This window comes from Desulfobulbus rhabdoformis (genome assembly GCF_016919065.1).
Classification (GTDB): domain Bacteria; phylum Desulfobacterota; class Desulfobulbia; order Desulfobulbales; family Desulfobulbaceae; genus Desulfobulbus; species Desulfobulbus rhabdoformis.
Genome location: NZ_JAFFQA010000036.1, coordinates 1 through 18,055, shown reverse-complemented (window position 1 = coordinate 18,055; position 18,055 = coordinate 1). Strand labels below are relative to the sequence as shown.

The 18,055-nt window shown below is 52.3% G+C and carries 11 protein-coding genes; 4 read left to right on the top strand and 7 right to left on the bottom strand.

Annotation, left to right across the window (positions count from 1 at the left end):
• Positions 1-3: 3 nt before the first annotated feature.
• From JWJ90_RS16785 to JWJ90_RS16775, 3 genes are all read left to right on the top strand, one after another.
• Positions 4-5,052, top strand: coding sequence for a PAS domain S-box protein (locus tag JWJ90_RS16785; protein ID WP_205228370.1), 5,049 nt, complete (start codon positions 4-6; stop codon positions 5,050-5,052).
• A gap of 184 nt (positions 5,053-5,236) precedes the next feature.
• Complete coding sequence (locus JWJ90_RS16780) at positions 5,237-7,012, top strand: GGDEF domain-containing protein (protein WP_205228369.1); 1,776 nt, start codon at positions 5,237-5,239, stop codon at positions 7,010-7,012.
• Between the two features lie 6 nt (positions 7,013-7,018).
• Complete coding sequence (locus JWJ90_RS16775; protein ID WP_205228368.1) at positions 7,019-8,851, top strand: methyl-accepting chemotaxis protein; 1,833 nt, start codon at positions 7,019-7,021, stop codon at positions 8,849-8,851.
• A gap of 78 nt (positions 8,852-8,929) precedes the next feature.
• Here the strand turns inward: JWJ90_RS16775 and JWJ90_RS16770 are convergent, their stop codons facing one another.
• The 5 genes from JWJ90_RS16770 to JWJ90_RS16750 form a co-directional block, all read right to left on the bottom strand.
• Positions 8,930-9,901 carry an alpha/beta hydrolase gene (locus tag JWJ90_RS16770; RefSeq protein WP_205228367.1) on the bottom strand — a complete coding sequence of 324 codons (972 nt, stop codon included), beginning with the start codon at positions 9,899-9,901 and terminating at the stop codon, positions 8,930-8,932.
• A 189-nt stretch (positions 9,902-10,090) separates the two neighbouring features.
• Positions 10,091-10,717, bottom strand: coding sequence for an MliC family protein (locus JWJ90_RS16765; protein ID WP_205228366.1), 627 nt, complete (start codon positions 10,715-10,717; stop codon positions 10,091-10,093).
• A 55-nt stretch (positions 10,718-10,772) separates the two neighbouring features.
• Positions 10,773-11,579: a hypothetical protein gene (locus JWJ90_RS16760; protein WP_205228365.1), complete on the bottom strand. Its 807-nt coding sequence runs from the start codon at positions 11,577-11,579 to the stop codon at positions 10,773-10,775.
• A gap of 233 nt (positions 11,580-11,812) precedes the next feature.
• Positions 11,813-13,684, bottom strand: a complete 1,872-nt coding sequence (locus JWJ90_RS23750; protein ID WP_205228364.1) for a diguanylate cyclase domain-containing protein — start codon at positions 13,682-13,684, stop codon at positions 11,813-11,815.
• 15 nt (positions 13,685-13,699) lie between these two features.
• A complete protein-coding gene (locus JWJ90_RS16750; RefSeq protein WP_205228363.1) occupies positions 13,700-14,512 on the bottom strand; it encodes a substrate-binding periplasmic protein in 813 nt (270 codons plus the stop codon).
• A gap of 290 nt (positions 14,513-14,802) precedes the next feature.
• On the opposite strand from JWJ90_RS16750, the gene JWJ90_RS16745 reads away from it, so the two are divergent.
• Positions 14,803-15,627: a DODA-type extradiol aromatic ring-opening family dioxygenase gene (locus JWJ90_RS16745; RefSeq protein ID WP_205228362.1), complete on the top strand. Its 825-nt coding sequence runs from the start codon at positions 14,803-14,805 to the stop codon at positions 15,625-15,627.
• Between the two features lie 402 nt (positions 15,628-16,029).
• Here the strand turns inward: JWJ90_RS16745 and JWJ90_RS16740 are convergent, their stop codons facing one another.
• Positions 16,030-16,782 (bottom strand): DUF364 domain-containing protein, encoded by a 753-nt coding sequence (locus JWJ90_RS16740; RefSeq protein WP_205228361.1) that lies wholly within the window; start codon positions 16,780-16,782, stop codon positions 16,030-16,032.
• A gap of 107 nt (positions 16,783-16,889) precedes the next feature.
• The gene (locus tag JWJ90_RS16735; protein WP_205228360.1) at positions 16,890-17,366 is read right to left on the bottom strand and encodes a GNAT family N-acetyltransferase; all 477 of its coding nucleotides are present in this window, start codon (positions 17,364-17,366) and stop codon (positions 16,890-16,892) included.
• Positions 17,367-18,055 lie beyond the last annotated feature (689 nt).

Below are 18,055 nucleotides of genomic sequence, written 5' to 3'. Positions count from 1 at the left end.
TGCATGAAGCGCCCTTTGCCCGATACGAAAGATGGGATGATAGACCAGGAAAGTTCAGCCATTGATCAGATTCTTGAGCAGGCCCCTTTTCCTCTCTTTATCACAGGACTTGAGGACGGGCTCTTTTACTATGTCAATACCCGTGCGGAAAAGCAGTTTGATCATGACCGACATGAACTCCTGGGGACCCCATCGCTCAACCTGTACTGCGATCCCAACGATCGAAAAGAGGTTCTCAGGCTCCTTGAGCAGGAAGGAACGATCTATGACTATGAGCTCATGTTCACCAATACCAAAGGACATGTTTTTCATGGCCTTCTTTCCAGCAGTCGCATTACCTACAAGAACAAACCCTGCGTGCTTGTAGCAATAAATGATATCACTGCCCTGCGGCAGACCACCGAGCACCTGCAACAGGAACGAGCAAAACTCCAGGCCCTGTTTCAAGCAGTTCCCGACCTCCTCTGGGTCAAGGATCTCCAGGGAAAATATCTGGTCTGCAATTCTATTTTTGAACGTTTTTTGGGTGCACAGCACGACGATATCATCGGCAAAACCGACTATGATTTCTTCTCCAGAGAGCAGGCTGATTTTTTTCGCCTCAACGATCAGGAAGCACTCGCCGCAGGACAACCGAGAATCAATGAAGAATGGCTTGAATTTGCCGATGGCAGGCAACAGGGGCTCTTTGAAGCCATCAAAAACCCGCTGAAAAATGAGGCAGGGGAACCAATTGGTATTCTGGGAATAGGCCGCGATATTACCGAACGCCGCCGGGAACAGCGATCCCTGCAAAACAGGGTCAAAGAACAACAATGCTGGTATCAGATCTTTGCGCTGACCGAGGATTTGCACGCGCCATTTGCCGACCAACTGCAACAGGTCGTGGAACTGATCCCCCAGGGATGGGAGCATCCTGAGCAGACCTCAGCCCGAATTACCTTCAATAAGGATGTGTACAGAACACCTGATTTCAAGGAATCGCCCACCATGCTTTGGGTGGAAGCGGCCACCAGTCAAGGAGATATTCTCAATCTGGCAATAAACAGTCAGGATGTTCCCACCTCAGAAACAATATCTCCTTTTCTCGCGGAAGAAAGGGATCTTGCGAATGCCATTGTCCATCGTTTAGCTGAAATAGCTGAACGACGCTGCACAAAGGAGGCGATGATGATCAAAGATGAACTCATCACCTCCATGTTTGCTCAAACTAAGGACTCCATTCTACTTATTGATCTCCAAAGCCATCGGTTCGTCGATTTTAACAAGGTCGCCCATACAAGCCTGGGGTACACTGCCGCTGAATTTGCTCGACTCACAGTCCAGGATATTCAAAACGAGCATTCCCCTGAACAGGTTGAAGCACAGCTGGAACGCACACTCCAGGGAGAAGCCGTATCCTTTGAAACCAAACACCTGCATAAAGACGGATCCTGCCGCGATGTCGCCTTGACCCTGCGCCCGCTCTCTCTCCAGGGAAGAAAACTGATCTCTGCGGTCTGGCATGACATTACTGAACTCAAGAGGCGTCAGCGCCAACTGGAGGAAAGCCAAAAACGACTCAAAGCCATTACCGATTCGGCGCTGGACGCCATCCTCATGATGAATAATGAGGGGAACCTCTCCTACTGGAACCCTGCGGCGGAACGGATGCTGGGGTATACGGCTGGTGAGGCTTTGGGCAAGAACCTGCACCTGCTCCTTGCACCTGAACGGTTTCATCCTGAGTATCAGCGTAATCTTGACCATTTCCTCGAAAAAGGGAAGGGCCAGGCTATCGGCAAAAACGTGGAACTCTCGGCCCTGCGTAAGGACGGGCACGAAATCACGATCTCCCTCTCTCTGTCATCGGTTCAACTCAACAATAAGTGGCATGCGGTCGGCATCCTCCGCGATATCACCGCCTTGAAAGAGCAGCAAACGGCTCTGGAAAACGCGCTGGCAGAGGCAAAGGCAGCGAATCAGGCAAAAACAGACGTCCTTGCCCATCTTGAGGAGCTCGTCCAGGAACGGACGATTGAACTGGACAGCGTCAATGAAAAGCTGCGTCTCAGCGAAGAGCGCTACTCCCTGGCCTTGGAAGCTACCAACGATGGGCTCTGGGATTGGGATATTCGCACCAATACAACCTATTATAATGATGCCTACTACCGTATGCTTGGCTATGAACCCGGTGAACTGCCACAAGAAAATATTTCTAGCGCCAGGAACTTGGTGCATCCGGACGATATCTCCATGGTCGAAGAGGCCATTTGGCGGGAGCTCTTTGACAAAGGGTATCTGGAGTTAGAGAATAGGATGATTGCCAAGGATGGCTCAATCGTCTGGATTTTAAGCCGCAGCAAGGTGGTATCCCGAGACGAAACAGGACGGCCCACCCGAGCCATTGGCATCCATACGGATATTACAGCCCGGAAACAACTTGAAACAAATTTACGAGCTGCAGCAGAGGAACAGGAGGCGATCTTCAATGCCGCGGCCTCAGGCATCGCCTTTATCCGGGATCGGAAGATTCTCCGTTGCAACCGAAAACTGGAAAAAATATTTCGCCATCAGCCCGGAGAAATGGTAGGCACCACAACCCGCGAGTGGTATCGAACCGAAGAAGAGTTCCAGGCGATCGGGCTCCAGGTTGCCAATGAACTGACAACCACCGGGAAACATTACTCTGAACGTCAGCTCTGCCGCTGCGATGGCACAGTTTTCTGGGCGCGAATGAATGCCCGCGCCTGGGATTCGACCGATATCTCCAAAGGACTGGTCGGCATGATCGATGACGTCACCGAAGAACGAAACGCAGCGGAACGACTACGCTGTGCCAAAGAAGAGGCCGAGGCCGCGACCCGGGCAAAATCCGAATTTCTTGCCAACATGAGCCATGAGATCCGCACCCCCATGAATGCAATCATCGGCTTTGCTCATCTGATTAAGAGCGACCCGCTCTCCAAGCAACAGCTCCACCAATTGGATAAACTTGCTGAGGCCTCACGTCATCTCCTCAATATTATTAATGATATTTTGGATCTCTCCAAAATAGAGGCGAACAAAATGAATCTAGAGGTCGTCGATTTTTCGCCGGCCCAGGCGATAGATCAAGTCTACCTTATCCTCTCTGACAAGGCCCAGGACAAAAACATTGCACTTGAAGTAGAGCACAAACAGCTCCCTTCCATGGTCCGGGGAGATGGCTCTCGCCTGGGACAGATTCTGCTGAACCTGGCTGGCAATGCTGTTAAATTTACCCAAAGAGGTAAGGTTGTGATCAGAGCCTCCCTCCTTGGGAGCAGCGGTGCCAGCCTCACCCTTCGCTTTGAGATTATTGATACCGGAATCGGTATGGATGAAGCTCAGCTCAAGCGTATTTTCAATGCTTTTGAACAGGCCGACAGCTCCACCACCAGACAGTTTGGCGGAACCGGTCTGGGACTGGCCATTAGTCAGCAACTGGTTGAACTTATGGGAGGCACAATCGGAGTTACCAGTAAGGCCGGTCGAGGCACAACCTTCTGGTTCGACCTCCCCTTTGCCCCTTCCAGCAAACTGCCACAGGAAAAAAACGGCTCCGTCATCCTTAAGGGGACACCGGTGCTGGTCATTGACGATACGCCTGAAGATCGAGAAATTCTCGAGGCCATGCTGAAAGAAATCGGCATGGAGGTGCAATGCGCGGCAAGCAGTGCAGAAGGGATTGAAAAGATCGGCCAGGCTGATGCTCAGGGAACGCCTTATGCCCTTGTTCTGGTTGACTGGCAACTCGGCCAGGCTGATGGTATTGACCTTGTCAGGCAGCTTGCTGACCTTGGCCTCAACACCCAGCCTGTGCTCCTGCTGATGAGTGCCTTTACGGAAGTCCCTCCTCTGCAATCAATCCAGAAAATGGGAATCAGCCGGATCCTTGCCAAACCAATCACCGCTTCCCACCTGTTTAACATGCTGATGGAAGTCATGCCGCCACAGGATCATGAGCCTTCGCCGCCCCCGGAAGACTTGAAGGTCGCTGGATTTAAAAAAAATGCCAAGGTTCTTCTGGTTGAAGACAACTTCGTCAACCAGGAAGTTGCACAGATGCTTCTGGAATCTCTGGATCTTAATGTCACCGTTGTGAATAACGGCGCTGATGCGGTCGCCGTTGTGCAACAGAATTCTTTTGATCTTGTCTTCATGGATATTCAGATGCCGATCATGGACGGGCTGGCCGCGACTCGATCGATACGACGCTTACCGGGAAAAGAGACGCTGCCCATTCTCGCCATGACGGCAAACGCCTTCAGCGAAGACCGTGAGCTGTGCCTCCAGGCGGGCATGAACGACCATATAGCAAAGCCCATTGAGCCGGAAAAACTGCAGGACCTGTTGTGCAAATGGCTGCCCCCCCAGAAGCTTGATGCCCATGAGCCAGTGGTGCACAAGCAAAGTACGCCTCCGCCGGAAGGGGCGGCACAGCCAATACGCCATCAGCTGGACACCATCACCGACCTGGACGTGGAAGCCGGTCTGCGCCTGCTGCTTGGTGATGAGCCAGGCTACCTCCGCCTGTTGCTCCAGTTTGTCGATCGACATGGCCAAGACACCTCTCTCCTCGACACCCTGGTTCAACTGCACGACTGGCCGGGGGTTCGCGAGCAGGCCCATGCCCTCAAAGGCGCGGCCAGTACCCTGGGCGCCTGGAGGCTTGGGGAACTGGCCGCGGCTATCGAACGTCAGGCCCAGGGTCAGCAGGATGTGGCCCAGGTCCAAAGCAGCCTTGCCGCACTTCATGGGCAGCTCGCACAATTCTGCGAGCAGATAAAACCCCTTGCGCCGTTGACTGGCAGCCAGGAAAGGACCACGGACCTCGATGCCAATAAAGGCCGGGAAATCCTCCAACAACTGGAAGCACTCCTGCGCATAGAGGATTCGGCAGCCAACGATCTTTTTGAGAAACAATACGAGCTTCTTGCTGCCTTCTGCCCCGATCACATTGTGCGCCTCAGGCATCACATTGAAGGCTACGATTACCTCGATGCCCTAACAACAATCCAACAACTTCTGGGAAAAAATTCTCCTCAGTAGCGCCCTGTCTTTTCGTGCGTATTTTTCACTTCCATCGCTCCGCCGAACAATCCTCATACCCAACGCTAATACAATTCCAACAATCCTCCGGTACAAGGCAGAAAAAGTCAGAGAAATACTCTGAAGCATAACGCTGCCAAGCCCTTCAGGCGAAGGAGCTATTCATTTCAGCCCCCCGGAGCAGATGGAAACTCGAACAGAAACACTGTTGCATGGCGTCATCGAGCAACACAATATTCAAATACATTTCCAGCCGATTGTTCACCTCCAGACACGGCAGATTTACGGCTACGAAGGGCTGATTCGAGGACCGGTCAATACGGTTTTATACTCCCCTACCCGTCTTTTTGAAGCTGCCACCCGCGCCGGTCGCCTGGCCGAGCTCGACCTGATGTGCCGTCGATCAGTCATCAATCGTTTTGCCCAGTTAGGTCTCCCCGGCCGTCTGTTTATCAATGTTGATCCCTACAGCCTGGTGCATGAACATTTTCAGGAGGGGTTAACCCTTGATTTCATCGAGCATGCGGGACTCAACCCCAGCCAGCTGATCATCGAATTAACCGAAACCCACCCGGTGGAAGATGTCAATCTCATGCAACAGGCCATGCACCATTATCGGGAGATGGGGTTTCGGGTCGCCTTGGATGATCTTGGGGCTGGCTATTCAGGGCTGAAGCTCTGGTCTGAACTCCGCCCGGATATTGTCAAAATCGATCGCCATTTTATTCAGGGAGTGGATCAGGACCGCACCAAACAACAGTTTGTCACCACAATCCTCAAAACGGCAACCGCCTTGGGTTGCCGTGTAATCACCGAGGGGGTTGAAACCGAACGCGAGTATGCCACGCTCAGAAAAATCGGTGTGGAGATGCTGCAGGGATATTATTTCTGCAGACCAACTGCAGTCCCGCCAATAACCATTGCCTCCAAACTGTTTCGTAAAGAGATGCGCAGCTACGAGGAAGATGACTCCCTGGCGGTGGAATCCCTCATCAAGCCTGCAGTCTCGGTGCCAGCAAGTGCCAAGGTGCTGGAGGTTGGGGATCTGTTCACCTCGACTCCAGAACTCGAGTCAGTGGTCGTGGTGCATGAAACAGAGGTTCTGGGCCTGGTCATACGGCGTGAGTTCATGAATCTCTACGCCAGCCTCTATGGCAAGGAACTCTACGGCAAGCAACCCATTCTTCGCTTCATCAACCGCAACGTCATGCAGTTTGATAAACGCCTGCCCCTGGAAGAAGCCAGTTATCGCCTCACCACGTCCCTTGATATCCACACCGAGGAGTTCATTATCTTAGATGGCTGCTGCCTGGCTGGCAAAGGCAGGTTGATCGATATGCTCCATGAGATTACCAAGCTGCAGATCAATCGTGCCCGCCACGCCAACCCCCTGACCATGCTCCCGGGCAATGTCCCCATTCAGGAACAGTTACAAAAACTCTTTCGCCAACAGATTCCCTTTACCGTCTGCTATTTTGACCTGGATAACTTCAAGCCATTTAACGATTTTTTCGGCTTTGCCCGAGGGGATCAGGTCATTCGTTTTCTCTCGGAGCTGTTGGTGGCCAACATCAATGACCAGGTCGATTTTATAGGACACATCGGCGGAGATGACTTTGTCGCCATCTTTCGCTCCCACAACTGGCAGGACACGGTGGAACGTATTCTGGACCAGTTCGATCAGAGTATCGGCGGCCTGTACAACGGACATATCGGCTGCGTCATTACCACCACCGACCGTGAAGGGCAACAACGTCAGTACGGTCAGATGACTCTTTCCGTGGGGGCGGTCCTGGTTACTCCATCAGAATCGCTCTGCACCATCGACCTTTCCGAAGAAGCATCTATAGCCAAGCACCACGCAAAGGACATGCAGGGATCAAGCCTGTATATCCATCACCTGGATACGCAAGCATCTCAGGATATGTCTCCCGCTCCCTCCACTACTCTGACGGTCTGATCCTCTATGAATACCATGCTCCTCTCACGTTTTTTTGCAGTAAAACAGCAGGCGGCAACAGCAGCCACTCCCCAAAAAACAGGCTGGTTAACCGTTGGACTCAAGCTCATCCTCGGGGTGGCGCTTGCCTCCAATACCTGCATTGCAGCTCTGCTTTACATCAACCATGGTTCGACCCAGCGGGTGGAAGCCATGATGGGCGAGGTGCTCACAATTCGCGATACCGTAGACAGAAGCCTGCGCGACTCCATTGTGGGATTGCAAAAACAGTTCACGGATTTACCCAAACTGTTTATCAACAACCCCACCCTGGCCATTTTGGATCAGGTTGAACAAGAATTCAAAGTGGAAAACAGGCGTACTCTGGTTGGCCGCGAGCAGTATCGCTCCCTCTACAAACGGGCTCAAAAACGTGATCTGGCCAAAGGGAAATTTGTTATTGGTCTACGGAATGAGAAATTAGAACTCTCCCACGGCCTCTTTGACGAAGCTGGCACCTTCACCAAAAACGTGGAGCAACTCACCTTGCACAGCCAGGATCCGCACCAGGATCAGCAACGACTTGAACAGATAATCAGGGTAGTTATTGAAGAGGGCAGCGGCATTCAGTTTTATGAAAAAAAGGTGGCGCAACTCGCAGCACTGGTGACAGACAAGAGCCTGGAGGCAGAACAGAGCCGCACCCAAATTCTCAGCTTTGTTGACCGGATCAATCAGCAGGAACAAAAAATGAACCAGGCTATGGAACGGCAGCAGTACCAAAGCCTCTATGCGGGGCTGAGCGCAGTCCTCATCAACATCCTCGCTCTCTCTATACTCACCCGCATCATTATTGAACGACCAATCAACCGGTTATCCTCCATCGTCGAAGCCCTTAGCTCCGGAGAGTTTCCCGAAATACCCTGGAAAAGGCGACGGGATCAGATAGGCTCGCTCTGCAATGCCATGGATCGTTTTCGCACGGCCCTGCTCCGTCTCAAGCGCGTGGAACAGCGCAAGGCTGAGGATCAGCAAAAAATAAAGGACCTGGCAACAACCATGACTCAGACCATTGGCGAACTCAGCGAACGGTCAACGGACATGGCTCAGGTTGCCCACACCATGCAGGCACTGGCTGGACAAACCCAGGAGGCCAGCTCAAACGTTGCGGAGCTGGCTGATGATACAGCCAGACTGACCACCGAGGTCAACGATTCTTCCCTGCAAATCAACACGGCAGTGGGAGAAATTCATACAGAACTCGGTGTCCAGAATAAAGCTGTAGAGACAATCGTTGGGGAGATTGGTCAGGCACGTCAGCAGCTGATGGAGCTGCATGGGTCAGTGACCGAGATCGACACCATCATTGGAACGGTCCATGCCATAACCGATCAGACCAAAATACTGGCACTCAACGCCACCATTGAAGCGGTTAAGGCTGGTGAGTACGGTCGCGGATTTGCGGTGGTGGCTGGGGAGGTCAAAAAGCTCTCGCAGGACACCGCCCTGGCCACGGGGGATATTCTGGGAAAAATCGAGGCAATAAACCATACCTGTGACGCCTTTCTCAAATCTTTTGACGCCATCGGCACCAATATCGACGCCCTGCACGGGGTGACCGCCATTATCGATCAGGCAATCGGGCAACAACGGCAGTTCAGCACCGCCATTGTTGCGCTGACAGGATCCGCCGGGGAGAACACCCTTGAGGTCTCCACTCGCATTACTGAAGTCAGCACAGCCGCAGCGAAGGTCCTGCAACATGCCGAGACCACCAGCAGTTGTGCCCGTGAGATTGCCTCGGAGCTTGGCACGCTCCTCTCCGGCAGTGTCCGTAGCCTGGATGCCGTTACCAGCTGATCATTGATCTAAATCCGTGACGGTGGGTGAAATGAAAAGGCCGCCTCTAACAGAGGCGGCCTTTAGGGGGTACTCCACTTAGTCACGCAAAATGGTGGTACGCTTTTCAGGATCTTCTGGAAAGACTCTACCCTTTTGCATGCAGTCAAAAATATGGGCAAAGACCACCCCCGGCTGCCCCGGTGTACGACCACTGCGGAAATAGGAATGCCCTTTGAGATCGTAGGTGTTGTTCACATCGTCGCAGTCAACGATGTACACATTCTGTGGCGTTTGCCGCATGTCTTCCGGGCCGGAGTGCCCCAGACGGCGGGAGGCGATTTTATTTCTCAAATTAGCGGCCTTACTTGACCTCAGGGCCAGATCGTCAGAGGCATAGTAGACGACCACGTTGCGTGAAGCATCACAGATGAGCTGCCCCTTCTGCCCTCGATGAATAGATTCATTTTCTATATCTGCAGCCACAAGAAAAGTATTTCGGAAAAGCAGCGGCACACCGCTTTTGAGATCATAGGTATTCCAATGGACCAGGGTCTCCCGCAGAACCCGGTTCCCCATGGAATGCGCGAGCATGTTGATCCGTTTCAAACAGGGCGCGGAATCCGGATTGTTGCGTTTGGATTCGCGCCACTCGATAAATCGACACAGGGCCCTTGAAAAGGCCGGGGCACTGGCATCAGCTGATTTTTGATCGTCCCAGTAATCTTTGACGATACCGACATCACCATCGCAAGGCCAGATCACCGGCAACACCAGAATCTCCTTGTCTTTGACTTTATCGCACAGCTCCTGGAATTCTCCGGCGGCGGCAAAGACGTCCTCGGGCATGTTGGAAAAGCCATGAATATACAACAACAGTTGTCTGTAGGAAGAATCTTTCAACTCGGTCATGAAGTTGAGCCCGCCCACTTCGCTGATGCTTCCGTCAGGGGAACGCCTGCAGAAAAAGATGGAGTTACTCGGCGCGTTATTGCGCAGGTCAAAATCAAATTTACGCCCCACCCGCGTCTGAATGGAGCCTTTGGGAAAACGGTTGGTGATAAAGAGCATGGCTTACCTCCTTGGTCTTGATCGTAACGGATGACGAAAAACTGGAGTGCTCACAAGAAAGGCTGAAGGTGCAAGCTCAGCCAGAGCGGCTCTGCTGCTGGAGCACCTCTCCTCATAAGGACCGGGACCGGTTTGTTAAAAGCAAGGCACGAGCCCTGTCGGTTTCAACAGCGCAGCCCCCTGCGCGACTCAGCGCGCATTCTTTTGACTGCGTGTTCGACATTGAATCTCAGGCAGATCAAAGCCCCAACTCACCAGCGCTTCCCCCTGGTGTTCCCAGAAGCTTTGACTCTTTCGCACATAGCGTGCCCCACTCATTCCCGGCTCCAGGTACATCAGGGTGAACTGATTGTGATGCTCGACGATAATCGTTGCCGGATCGGTTGCGTAATAGGTGACATATAGTTTCGTTCGTGCCGGATCCTCACAGAAAAAAAGCACCGGGCCAGTCATGGGCACAAGACGATAGGTGGCCTGCAACTCAGCAATACGCTGGCTGTACTGCCTGAGCGCACAGAGTTGGGGCTCTGCTGTTTTACTACAGGCATCCCGGGAGCGGATCCACCCGCGCTGCTCGATGCGTAACTCCATCGATCTATCTTCCCCCAGGCGGGCAATTGCCTGCGCATAAACACCGGCCAATTGACGATCCAATGCAGCCAGGGATTCATCGGCACAAACCAGCGCCTCAATGCTTCCTTCTTTAACCTTACTGCAGCTATACGAGGGGGACGCGGCCAGACACGCAGACAGATTCCAGCATACCAGTCCCCCGAAGACAATGAGCCTGAATCCGAGAAAAATATATCTGACCATAGTTCCTCCCGAACGTTGGTGCTATCAGCCTGTCCCTGTGACGACGGATGGTTGCTCACGGGGTCAGGGTAATCTCCAATGAAACCGTTGAGCCGGGATCGCAGCTCGGACGTGTTTTCCCCAGCACCTTTTTCAAGGTGATTTTTTTCTTCTTGAGCATCTGCTCAAATTCATCACGGGTAAATCGTTTCTGCACCGCATCCCCGCAGCCCGACCTCAGCCACTGTTTCCCCTTGGAGGGCACAAATAAAATATCCGGCCCATCAATGCGCAGGGTTACGTTATTTTTAGCACTGCTGGCAGTGACTACATTGCTTTTTCTTCCGGGGTACTCTTCGCCATCTGCTATCTGCCAGAGATCAAGTTTCAGCCAATTGGTGCATGCAGGCGGGGAGCCCGCATATTTACTGCAGATCTTTCCGTTGAAATCGGAGGCATCAATCTCCATGGAGAGAGTATCCATAGCATAGTCTTTTCTGTCGCTGTACTGTTTTTTGTTTCGATCGTAATAGCGGGTAACGATCAGGTTCCCTAAAAAACGCTCGCTAATGGTGTAGTCAATCTGACGGCGAACCTTTCCATAAAAAGTCGAAGTATTCCCACCACGAATTATCAAACGACCACGTAAGGCAATGGCCTTGGGAATAGGAACAAGAGCGGTCCCCACTGTACCGGATCTGGTCCGTGCTGAACGCTCAATTTTATGAACCCGATCATTAATGAGTGCTCGACGGCGAACAATCTCATCCTCAGGGTACTTTGCCTGCTTCACCGTGGTGGGGGGTGACGCCTGGGCCGGGATGACAGGAGGCAGAACTGCGAGCAAACCTACGACAAGGCAATATCGATAAAAAAAATGCATACAACCTCATTTCTGTATCATAAAGGAGGGGGAAACATCAAAAAAGCTCAAAGAGACTGCGCTTGCAGCGCCTTCTCTTGACCAGAATCCTTGACTCCGGGTGATGGCTCACGAACCAAGGCTCAAATGACCATTTTGTAAGCCAATAAAAGAATATACCAAGAGCATCGTTTTAGCAAATCCTGCAGCACAGTCAACCACCGTCCTCCATTTCAGTTGGTGAGTAGGACAGCTCAGCTCATCTGCTGCTCGTATATGGCATACCGGTTTCCACCAGCGGCCTTGGCCTGGTACATGGCCTGATCACCGCAACGCATCAAACTCAGCTCATCGACCCCATGGTCAGGAAAAAGGGCCACACCAATGGAGGCAGAGATTTCTATATAATGTCCTTCAAGGGTAAAGGGTATCGCCACAGTGCTCCGGATTTTTTCTGCTACTTTAAAGGCATCCTCGCTGTTTTTGATGTTGGGAAGCACCAGAACAAACTCATCTCCGCCCAACCGGGCCAGCGTGTCAGAAACCCGCAGGATCTCCTGCAGACGGCTGGACAGGGTCTGCAGCAGCAGGTCCCCCACCAGATGCCCCAGGTTGTCATTGACGGGCTTAAATCGATCCAGATCAAAAAACAGCAAGGCCAGAATAGTCCGCTCACGATGGGCCTGCCGCACCCCTTGGCGTAATCGATCCTTGAGCAGGGCACGATTGGGCAGACCGGTGAGCAGGTCATGATGCGCCAGGTGAGAGATTCGATCCGCTTCAGCACAATATTCGGTAATATCTGAAAACCCGCTGACCAGATACAGAACCTGGCCCTGATCTCCCAGTACCTGGGTAATGGAAAACCAGGCTACAAAAATTTCACCACTTTTACGGCGGCTGCGCACTTCACCTTCCCAATGCCCTTGCCCTGTGAGAAGGTTCTCTATCTTCTGGGAAAAATCTTCAGGCTGGTAGCCCGAGGCCAGCAAACTCAAATCAGCACCAACAGACTCTTCCTTTGCATAGCCGGTTATACGGGTAAAAGCCGGATTAACGGTGAGAATGTTCTGTTCTCTATCGGTCACCATCACCGCCTCGAGCACAGTTTCAAAAACCGTTGCTGCCAGTTGCTCATACTCGCGCCTCCGCTGGGCCTCGCGCCGGGAAGCCAACCGTTGTTGCCGTCGATGCAGGGTTGAGGCCAGGTAGAGCAGAACCATCAGAGTCATGCCCACAAGAATCACGGTTTGCACACTTTCCTGACGCCACTTGGCAAGCACCTGTTCCTGGGACAGATGAATCACAACCAAAAGCGGGAAACGGCGCGAGGCGCGATACGCCGTGAGCATGGGGCCATGCTGGCTTTGAGTACTGCGGTACTGCCCGATCTCTGAACTTTGCAGACGACTCCCAAGATCCCTTGCTGCATCCGGGGTGCCGGAGAGAAACTCCCCGCTGGTAAACAGGGGCAGCCGATCATAACGGATCACCTCGGCCAGGCCGATGCCCGTATCCAGCCACTGTGTGTAATAGTTGATAAAATAATCAGGGTTGAGCGCTGCCAGTACAAGGACTGGCTCCCCGTTGTATTGACCGCGCACAAGCAGGGGGACAAAGCCCAGAGAACGCAGCGAAACTTGCTGACCATTGTCTATGGGAACTCCCTGGTCGACATCACGCCCAAGCCAGGGACGGCCGATACGTAGAGCAGTCTCCTGAGTACCATGGGGTTGGGGGTAAAAATCAATCAACTCCACCCTGCGACCAATGGCCTGTTTATTGGAGCTATTGAGAATGCGTCCCTGCTGATCAATGGTGGAAAGAGAACGGAGAAAAGGATTTTGACGAAGCAAGCGGGAAAACAGGACATTGGCCCGTTCGCCATGTTCTTCTGGGGTTACGGCGGCAATAAAGTCCGCCAGGCGCTGAATACTGTCCAAATTGCGCGTCAGCTGTTCCTCGAAATTACGCGCATGGTATGCGCTCTGCTTAAGCCCTTCATCTATGGTTGAACGTCGTTGGTGATCGAGAATAAAGGCGGTGCTCAGACAGACCACCAAAACAGAGAGAAGAGACAGGGATATAAAAACAAGATGATGACGGAGAAGGCGATGAAAAATCACAGGATCCCTGTAGGCTCAGTCAAGCCGGGCCATGGCTGCCAGATGATACCGGCTGCAGATGGCAAGTAAGCGGCCATCTTTCTTCGTGCGGGCGACAAACTGCTCTACTCTTTGCAGCCAGTGCTCATCCCCCGGTGCAAGGGCATATCCATAGGGAGTGATGTGGTAGGTGCTTGCAGGGGCCACCAGCCGGGCCCAGTCCGAGTTTGCAAGCATACGGCGGCTGTAGGGATAATCGGTCATGAAAACATCTGCCCGCCCCGATTCCACTTCCTGCTCTCGGGCAAAGGGCGTATTCAGTACTTTGAGGGTGGCGTGTTTGAGCTTTTTACGCATCAGTGGCTCATGCAGCGTCCCTTTGGCCACAGCCACAACCATCCCCGGTTGATCAATATCCTGCCATTTTTGCACGCGGCGATTGCTGCGGGTGGTAATGGCGTAAACATCACTTTGGAGGTGGGGACTGGTAAAACGCAATTTTTCTCTGCGCAGGGGGGTTATCCCTATAGCGAACATGGCTATATCACAACGATTGGCGGCGAGATCCCCAGTAAAACGCGCAAAAGAGCTGTCAACAAATCGCACCTGCACGGATTCCCCGAGATCACGAGCCAACTCATGGGCCATATCCACATCGATTCCCGAAAGCTGATTGGTTTTCGGGTTACGAAAACTGATACCGTAATAATCCGGCCAGATACAGACTTGGACCACACCACTCCGCAGGATGGCTTGCAGCCTGTCCTTGGCCAATGCATCGTCCACACTCAAACACTGCACGATTTGAGCAGTGAGAAAAAGAGCGAGAAGAAGAGGCTTCAGGCGCATGTCATTTCCTTTGGCATGTATTGGTAGACAGAAAAAACCGGGCGTAACAAGAAACGAACTGGTTGGGTGTAACCGGGAAAAATGCTCCCTCTATTAAAATGCTAGTTACACTATAGAGGGGAGATTTTTCCCTGTCAACTTCGGGAAAATGAGAGGGGTTATCATGTCATTTTCATACATTACTGCCCAGCCACTCTGACTGCTCCGCCTTGCCAAGAAAGCCTGAAGCTCTTATTTTTCCTCTTTACCCCCTGAATTGCACTCTCCCCTGGCCCCGTTCGGAGGACTCCATGGAAACGAGACCAACCTCAACCAAGGCTCAAATACTCTATATACCACATGGTGGCGGCCCACTTCCTCTGTTAGGCGAGCCCACACATGAACAGCTAGTACACTTTCTCAGCTCGCTTGCAACCAGATTACGTAAACCCAAGGCCATTGTTGTCATCAGCGCTCATTGGGAGGCCGAGCACCCAAATATCACAGCAGCGGCACAACCGGAACTTCTCTATGATTATTACGGCTTTCCTGAAGAAAGCTATTCCATAACCTACCCTGCTCCGGGAGCCCCTGTACTTGCTCAAACAATTGGGCATCTCCTCACTGATGCGGGGTTTGCCCCTGTCCTTGAAGAAAAACGCGGCCTTGATCACGGCGTCTTTGTTCCATTGAAGCTGGTCTATCCCCAGGCAGACATCCCCTGCGTGCAGCTCTCCCTGCTTACCGGGCTCTCTGCACAGGCACACCTTGACCTTGGCAAAGCACTGACACCTCTCCTCAAGGAGCCCATTCTGATCATCGGTTCGGGATTTTCCTTTCACAACATGCGCGCATTTTTTGCGACCTCAGCCGATGGCCATGACACCAGGTCAGAGGCTTTTAATGATTGGCTGATAGATACCTGTACGGCACCGGCTCTACAGCCCCTGGAGCGGGAAGAACGGCTGGCGAACTGGGAGCAGGCTCCCCATGCCCGTTACTGCCACCCCCGCGAGGAACACCTGCTGCCCCTGCATGTATGTTATGGAATTGTTCAGCAACCGGCCCAGGTGGTTTTTAATGACCAGGTCATTGGCAAACAGGCCTGTGGTTTTCTCTGGAATGGAGATGTTTGAGGGAAGCGATCACGGGGCACCGAATCTGCGGTGTTATCGGCCTGTTTACGTACAGGTGTACGCTGCACAGACCGATGGCTAGCATCTCCGGCACCTCGCAATCGCTTACAAATAGGAGGATGCCGGTCTTTTTTTGGTACTCGCCCCTGACCGCTTATGTTTGAGGGGGACATCCATGGTAGCAGTGGGGGAAAGGTTTACGGATTGATCGAGAGGGCGAAGCGCCGCGCTAGGTAAACGCGGCGCTTTTATGCGGCTTATGGGAATCTTGAATAATTGCTTTTTCTGCCAATCCCGGCGTCATGCTTAAAATTTTATCCTCGGAATATCAGTTATATGCCTGCGGTAAAATTTTGCACAATCCTTGGCCTTGATTGAAAAATCTAATTATTCAAGACACCCTTATATAATAATTGTGGCGAAATCGAGATGTTTTTTCAAAATTTTGGTGCCACCACCTTCAGAAACGATCTGCGCCACCGGTCCGGGTTCCCGTACCCAGGAGCCCGCCAGATGGGTCACCTTGGTTCCTGCATAGACCTTCGGTCGCATAAAGGTAGACGGCCCCAGCAGCAAGGCAGCCCGCGGATTGCCAAGCCCGGAGAGCAGACCATCCATGGTGCCGGTGACCAGAGAAGTTGCGGTAATAATCGCCACATCACAGGTTGATAACGAGGCCTTTCCCTCTTCAGGTGTCAAGGTTCCTCCCTTCTTTGCATCAAGTTCAATAATATCCAATCTGCAACCAATCTTTTTAAGTCGTGGTACCACAGGCCCAAAAAATCCCACCATGGCCACATGCTCCTCTGGCTGCACATCTATGAGTTCCAGAATCTCAGTAGACGTTGCGGTGGGTCTCTCAAGCCCGGCCGCAAGAGCATTGGCCGTAGCTAATCCCACCGACTTGGCAAGCGACTGCCCCAGGCCACCCAGCAGGCTCAGTAAAGCTGGAGCTGGTTGTCCTGCCAGAGTACCGGCCGTTGGCAGATGACTGCAACTGCCTGCATGTGATTTTGCCGTCCAGGCAAGCCCGGCCTGACCATTATCCAGCTGCACGCAGGTATAGCCAAGGCCGATGCGTACATCTGTCACCTGAGCCCCCTGGGCAACCGGGGTGAGCAGATCTATAATTCGCTTTTGAATCGCTGTTTCCATACCCCTCTCCACTTTTATATTTTTAATCCTATAACGAAGGTAAAATGCAAGAAGCCAAGCTTCCGCTAACTTACAAAAAGATGAGTACCACCGAAGTCCTGCTGGATTCAGGAAAAAAACTTCCTAAGATGCACCAGCGCCACCCTATTTCCCTGCCAGTCAAAACGCTCTTCAAGTCTATAGGGTACAAAGCCGAGCCCGGTATAGAGAAGAAGGGCTGCCGTGTTGCTGTTAAAGCAGGAGACCCTCAACCACTTGGCCCCTGGCATTTTTCGAGCAATATTGATCATTTGAGCGATCAGATAGCGTCCCATCCCCTGCCCCCTGGCCTCGGGAGCGACTATAACATTTCCGATGTTGTAATAGTCACTGTGTTTCAGATGAAACAAATCGGCAAAAGCGACCACCTGGCCACCATTCTCCACAACTGTGGGGGCAGTCCGCCCGGCTATAACCGGGGAGAGCTGCTCTGTCGTCAAGGGATACCGGGCCGTGGGGAAAAAGTAAAAGAGCTCTTCCTCGTTTTGGGGAAAACTACAGATACGGCTCATATCCAGAGCGGCTAAGGGACGATGACGGATCATGGCAATCATCCTTTTTTTTACGGATCACTTTTCCCTTTTCCTCGGCAACAGTGATCATCCACCTGACCCCATGACGGCGGGTGATGCCCCACCACCATATCCTTTTGTATGTAGAAGGATTCCATTAAAACTGTTTTTACCATTCAGCTTCACCTGACGCACCGATGTATGCTGACGAGTTCAGGAGACACCCCACTGCAACTTACTCAACAGGGGTGTCTTGAATAATTAGATTTTTCAATCAAGGTCAAGGATTGCTGACAATTTTACCGCAGGCATATAGCTGATATCGGAGCCTTCGCTTACCTCCGAGGATAAAATTTTCAGCATGACGAGGTAAGCGTTAGACTCCGCGAGATTGGCAGAAAAAGCAATTATTCAAGATTGATGGCCTCGTAAAAACCTTACGCGGCTATTTTAAGATTTAAAAATTCAATCGGGCACATATTGCCCGGCCATGTCAAAATTGTTAAGAATTTTGGCATGAGATGTTCTTTGAGACGTGAAAAAACACATGCGGTCCCACAATGTGGTCCTTTCAGGGGCGTACAGAGCCCTTTTCTTCTTTTACGGAACACTGCAGCCCTGCGAATGTTCACACCTATAGCCTTGAGGACCGCTGCGAAGCTGACGGCTTTCATACCCCGCACCCGGAGTTTTTTCCCCCCGGTCCTCCGGTCATACTCTGA

Excerpts from the sequence above, each read along its gene's own strand:
- JWJ90_RS16785 (WP_205228370.1), top strand. The coding sequence starts at position 4 with ATGAAGCGCCCTTTGCCCGATACGAAAGATGGGATGATAGACCAGGAA.
- JWJ90_RS16735 (WP_205228360.1), bottom strand. The coding sequence starts at position 17,366 with ATGATCCGTCATCGTCCCTTAGCCGCTCTGGATATGAGCCGTATCTGT.
- JWJ90_RS16770 (WP_205228367.1), bottom strand. The coding sequence starts at position 9,901 with ATGCTCTTTATCACCAACCGTTTTCCCAAAGGCTCCATTCAGACGCGG.
- JWJ90_RS16745 (WP_205228362.1), top strand. The coding sequence starts at position 14,803 with ATGGAAACGAGACCAACCTCAACCAAGGCTCAAATACTCTATATACCA.
- JWJ90_RS16765 (WP_205228366.1), bottom strand. The coding sequence starts at position 10,717 with ATGGTCAGATATATTTTTCTCGGATTCAGGCTCATTGTCTTCGGGGGA.
- JWJ90_RS16750 (WP_205228363.1), bottom strand. The coding sequence starts at position 14,512 with ATGCGCCTGAAGCCTCTTCTTCTCGCTCTTTTTCTCACTGCTCAAATC.
- JWJ90_RS16740 (WP_205228361.1), bottom strand. The coding sequence starts at position 16,782 with ATGGAAACAGCGATTCAAAAGCGAATTATAGATCTGCTCACCCCGGTT.
- JWJ90_RS16775 (WP_205228368.1), top strand. The coding sequence starts at position 7,019 with ATGAATACCATGCTCCTCTCACGTTTTTTTGCAGTAAAACAGCAGGCG.
- JWJ90_RS16780 (WP_205228369.1), top strand. The coding sequence starts at position 5,237 with ATGGAAACTCGAACAGAAACACTGTTGCATGGCGTCATCGAGCAACAC.
- JWJ90_RS16760 (WP_205228365.1), bottom strand. The coding sequence starts at position 11,579 with ATGCATTTTTTTTATCGATATTGCCTTGTCGTAGGTTTGCTCGCAGTT.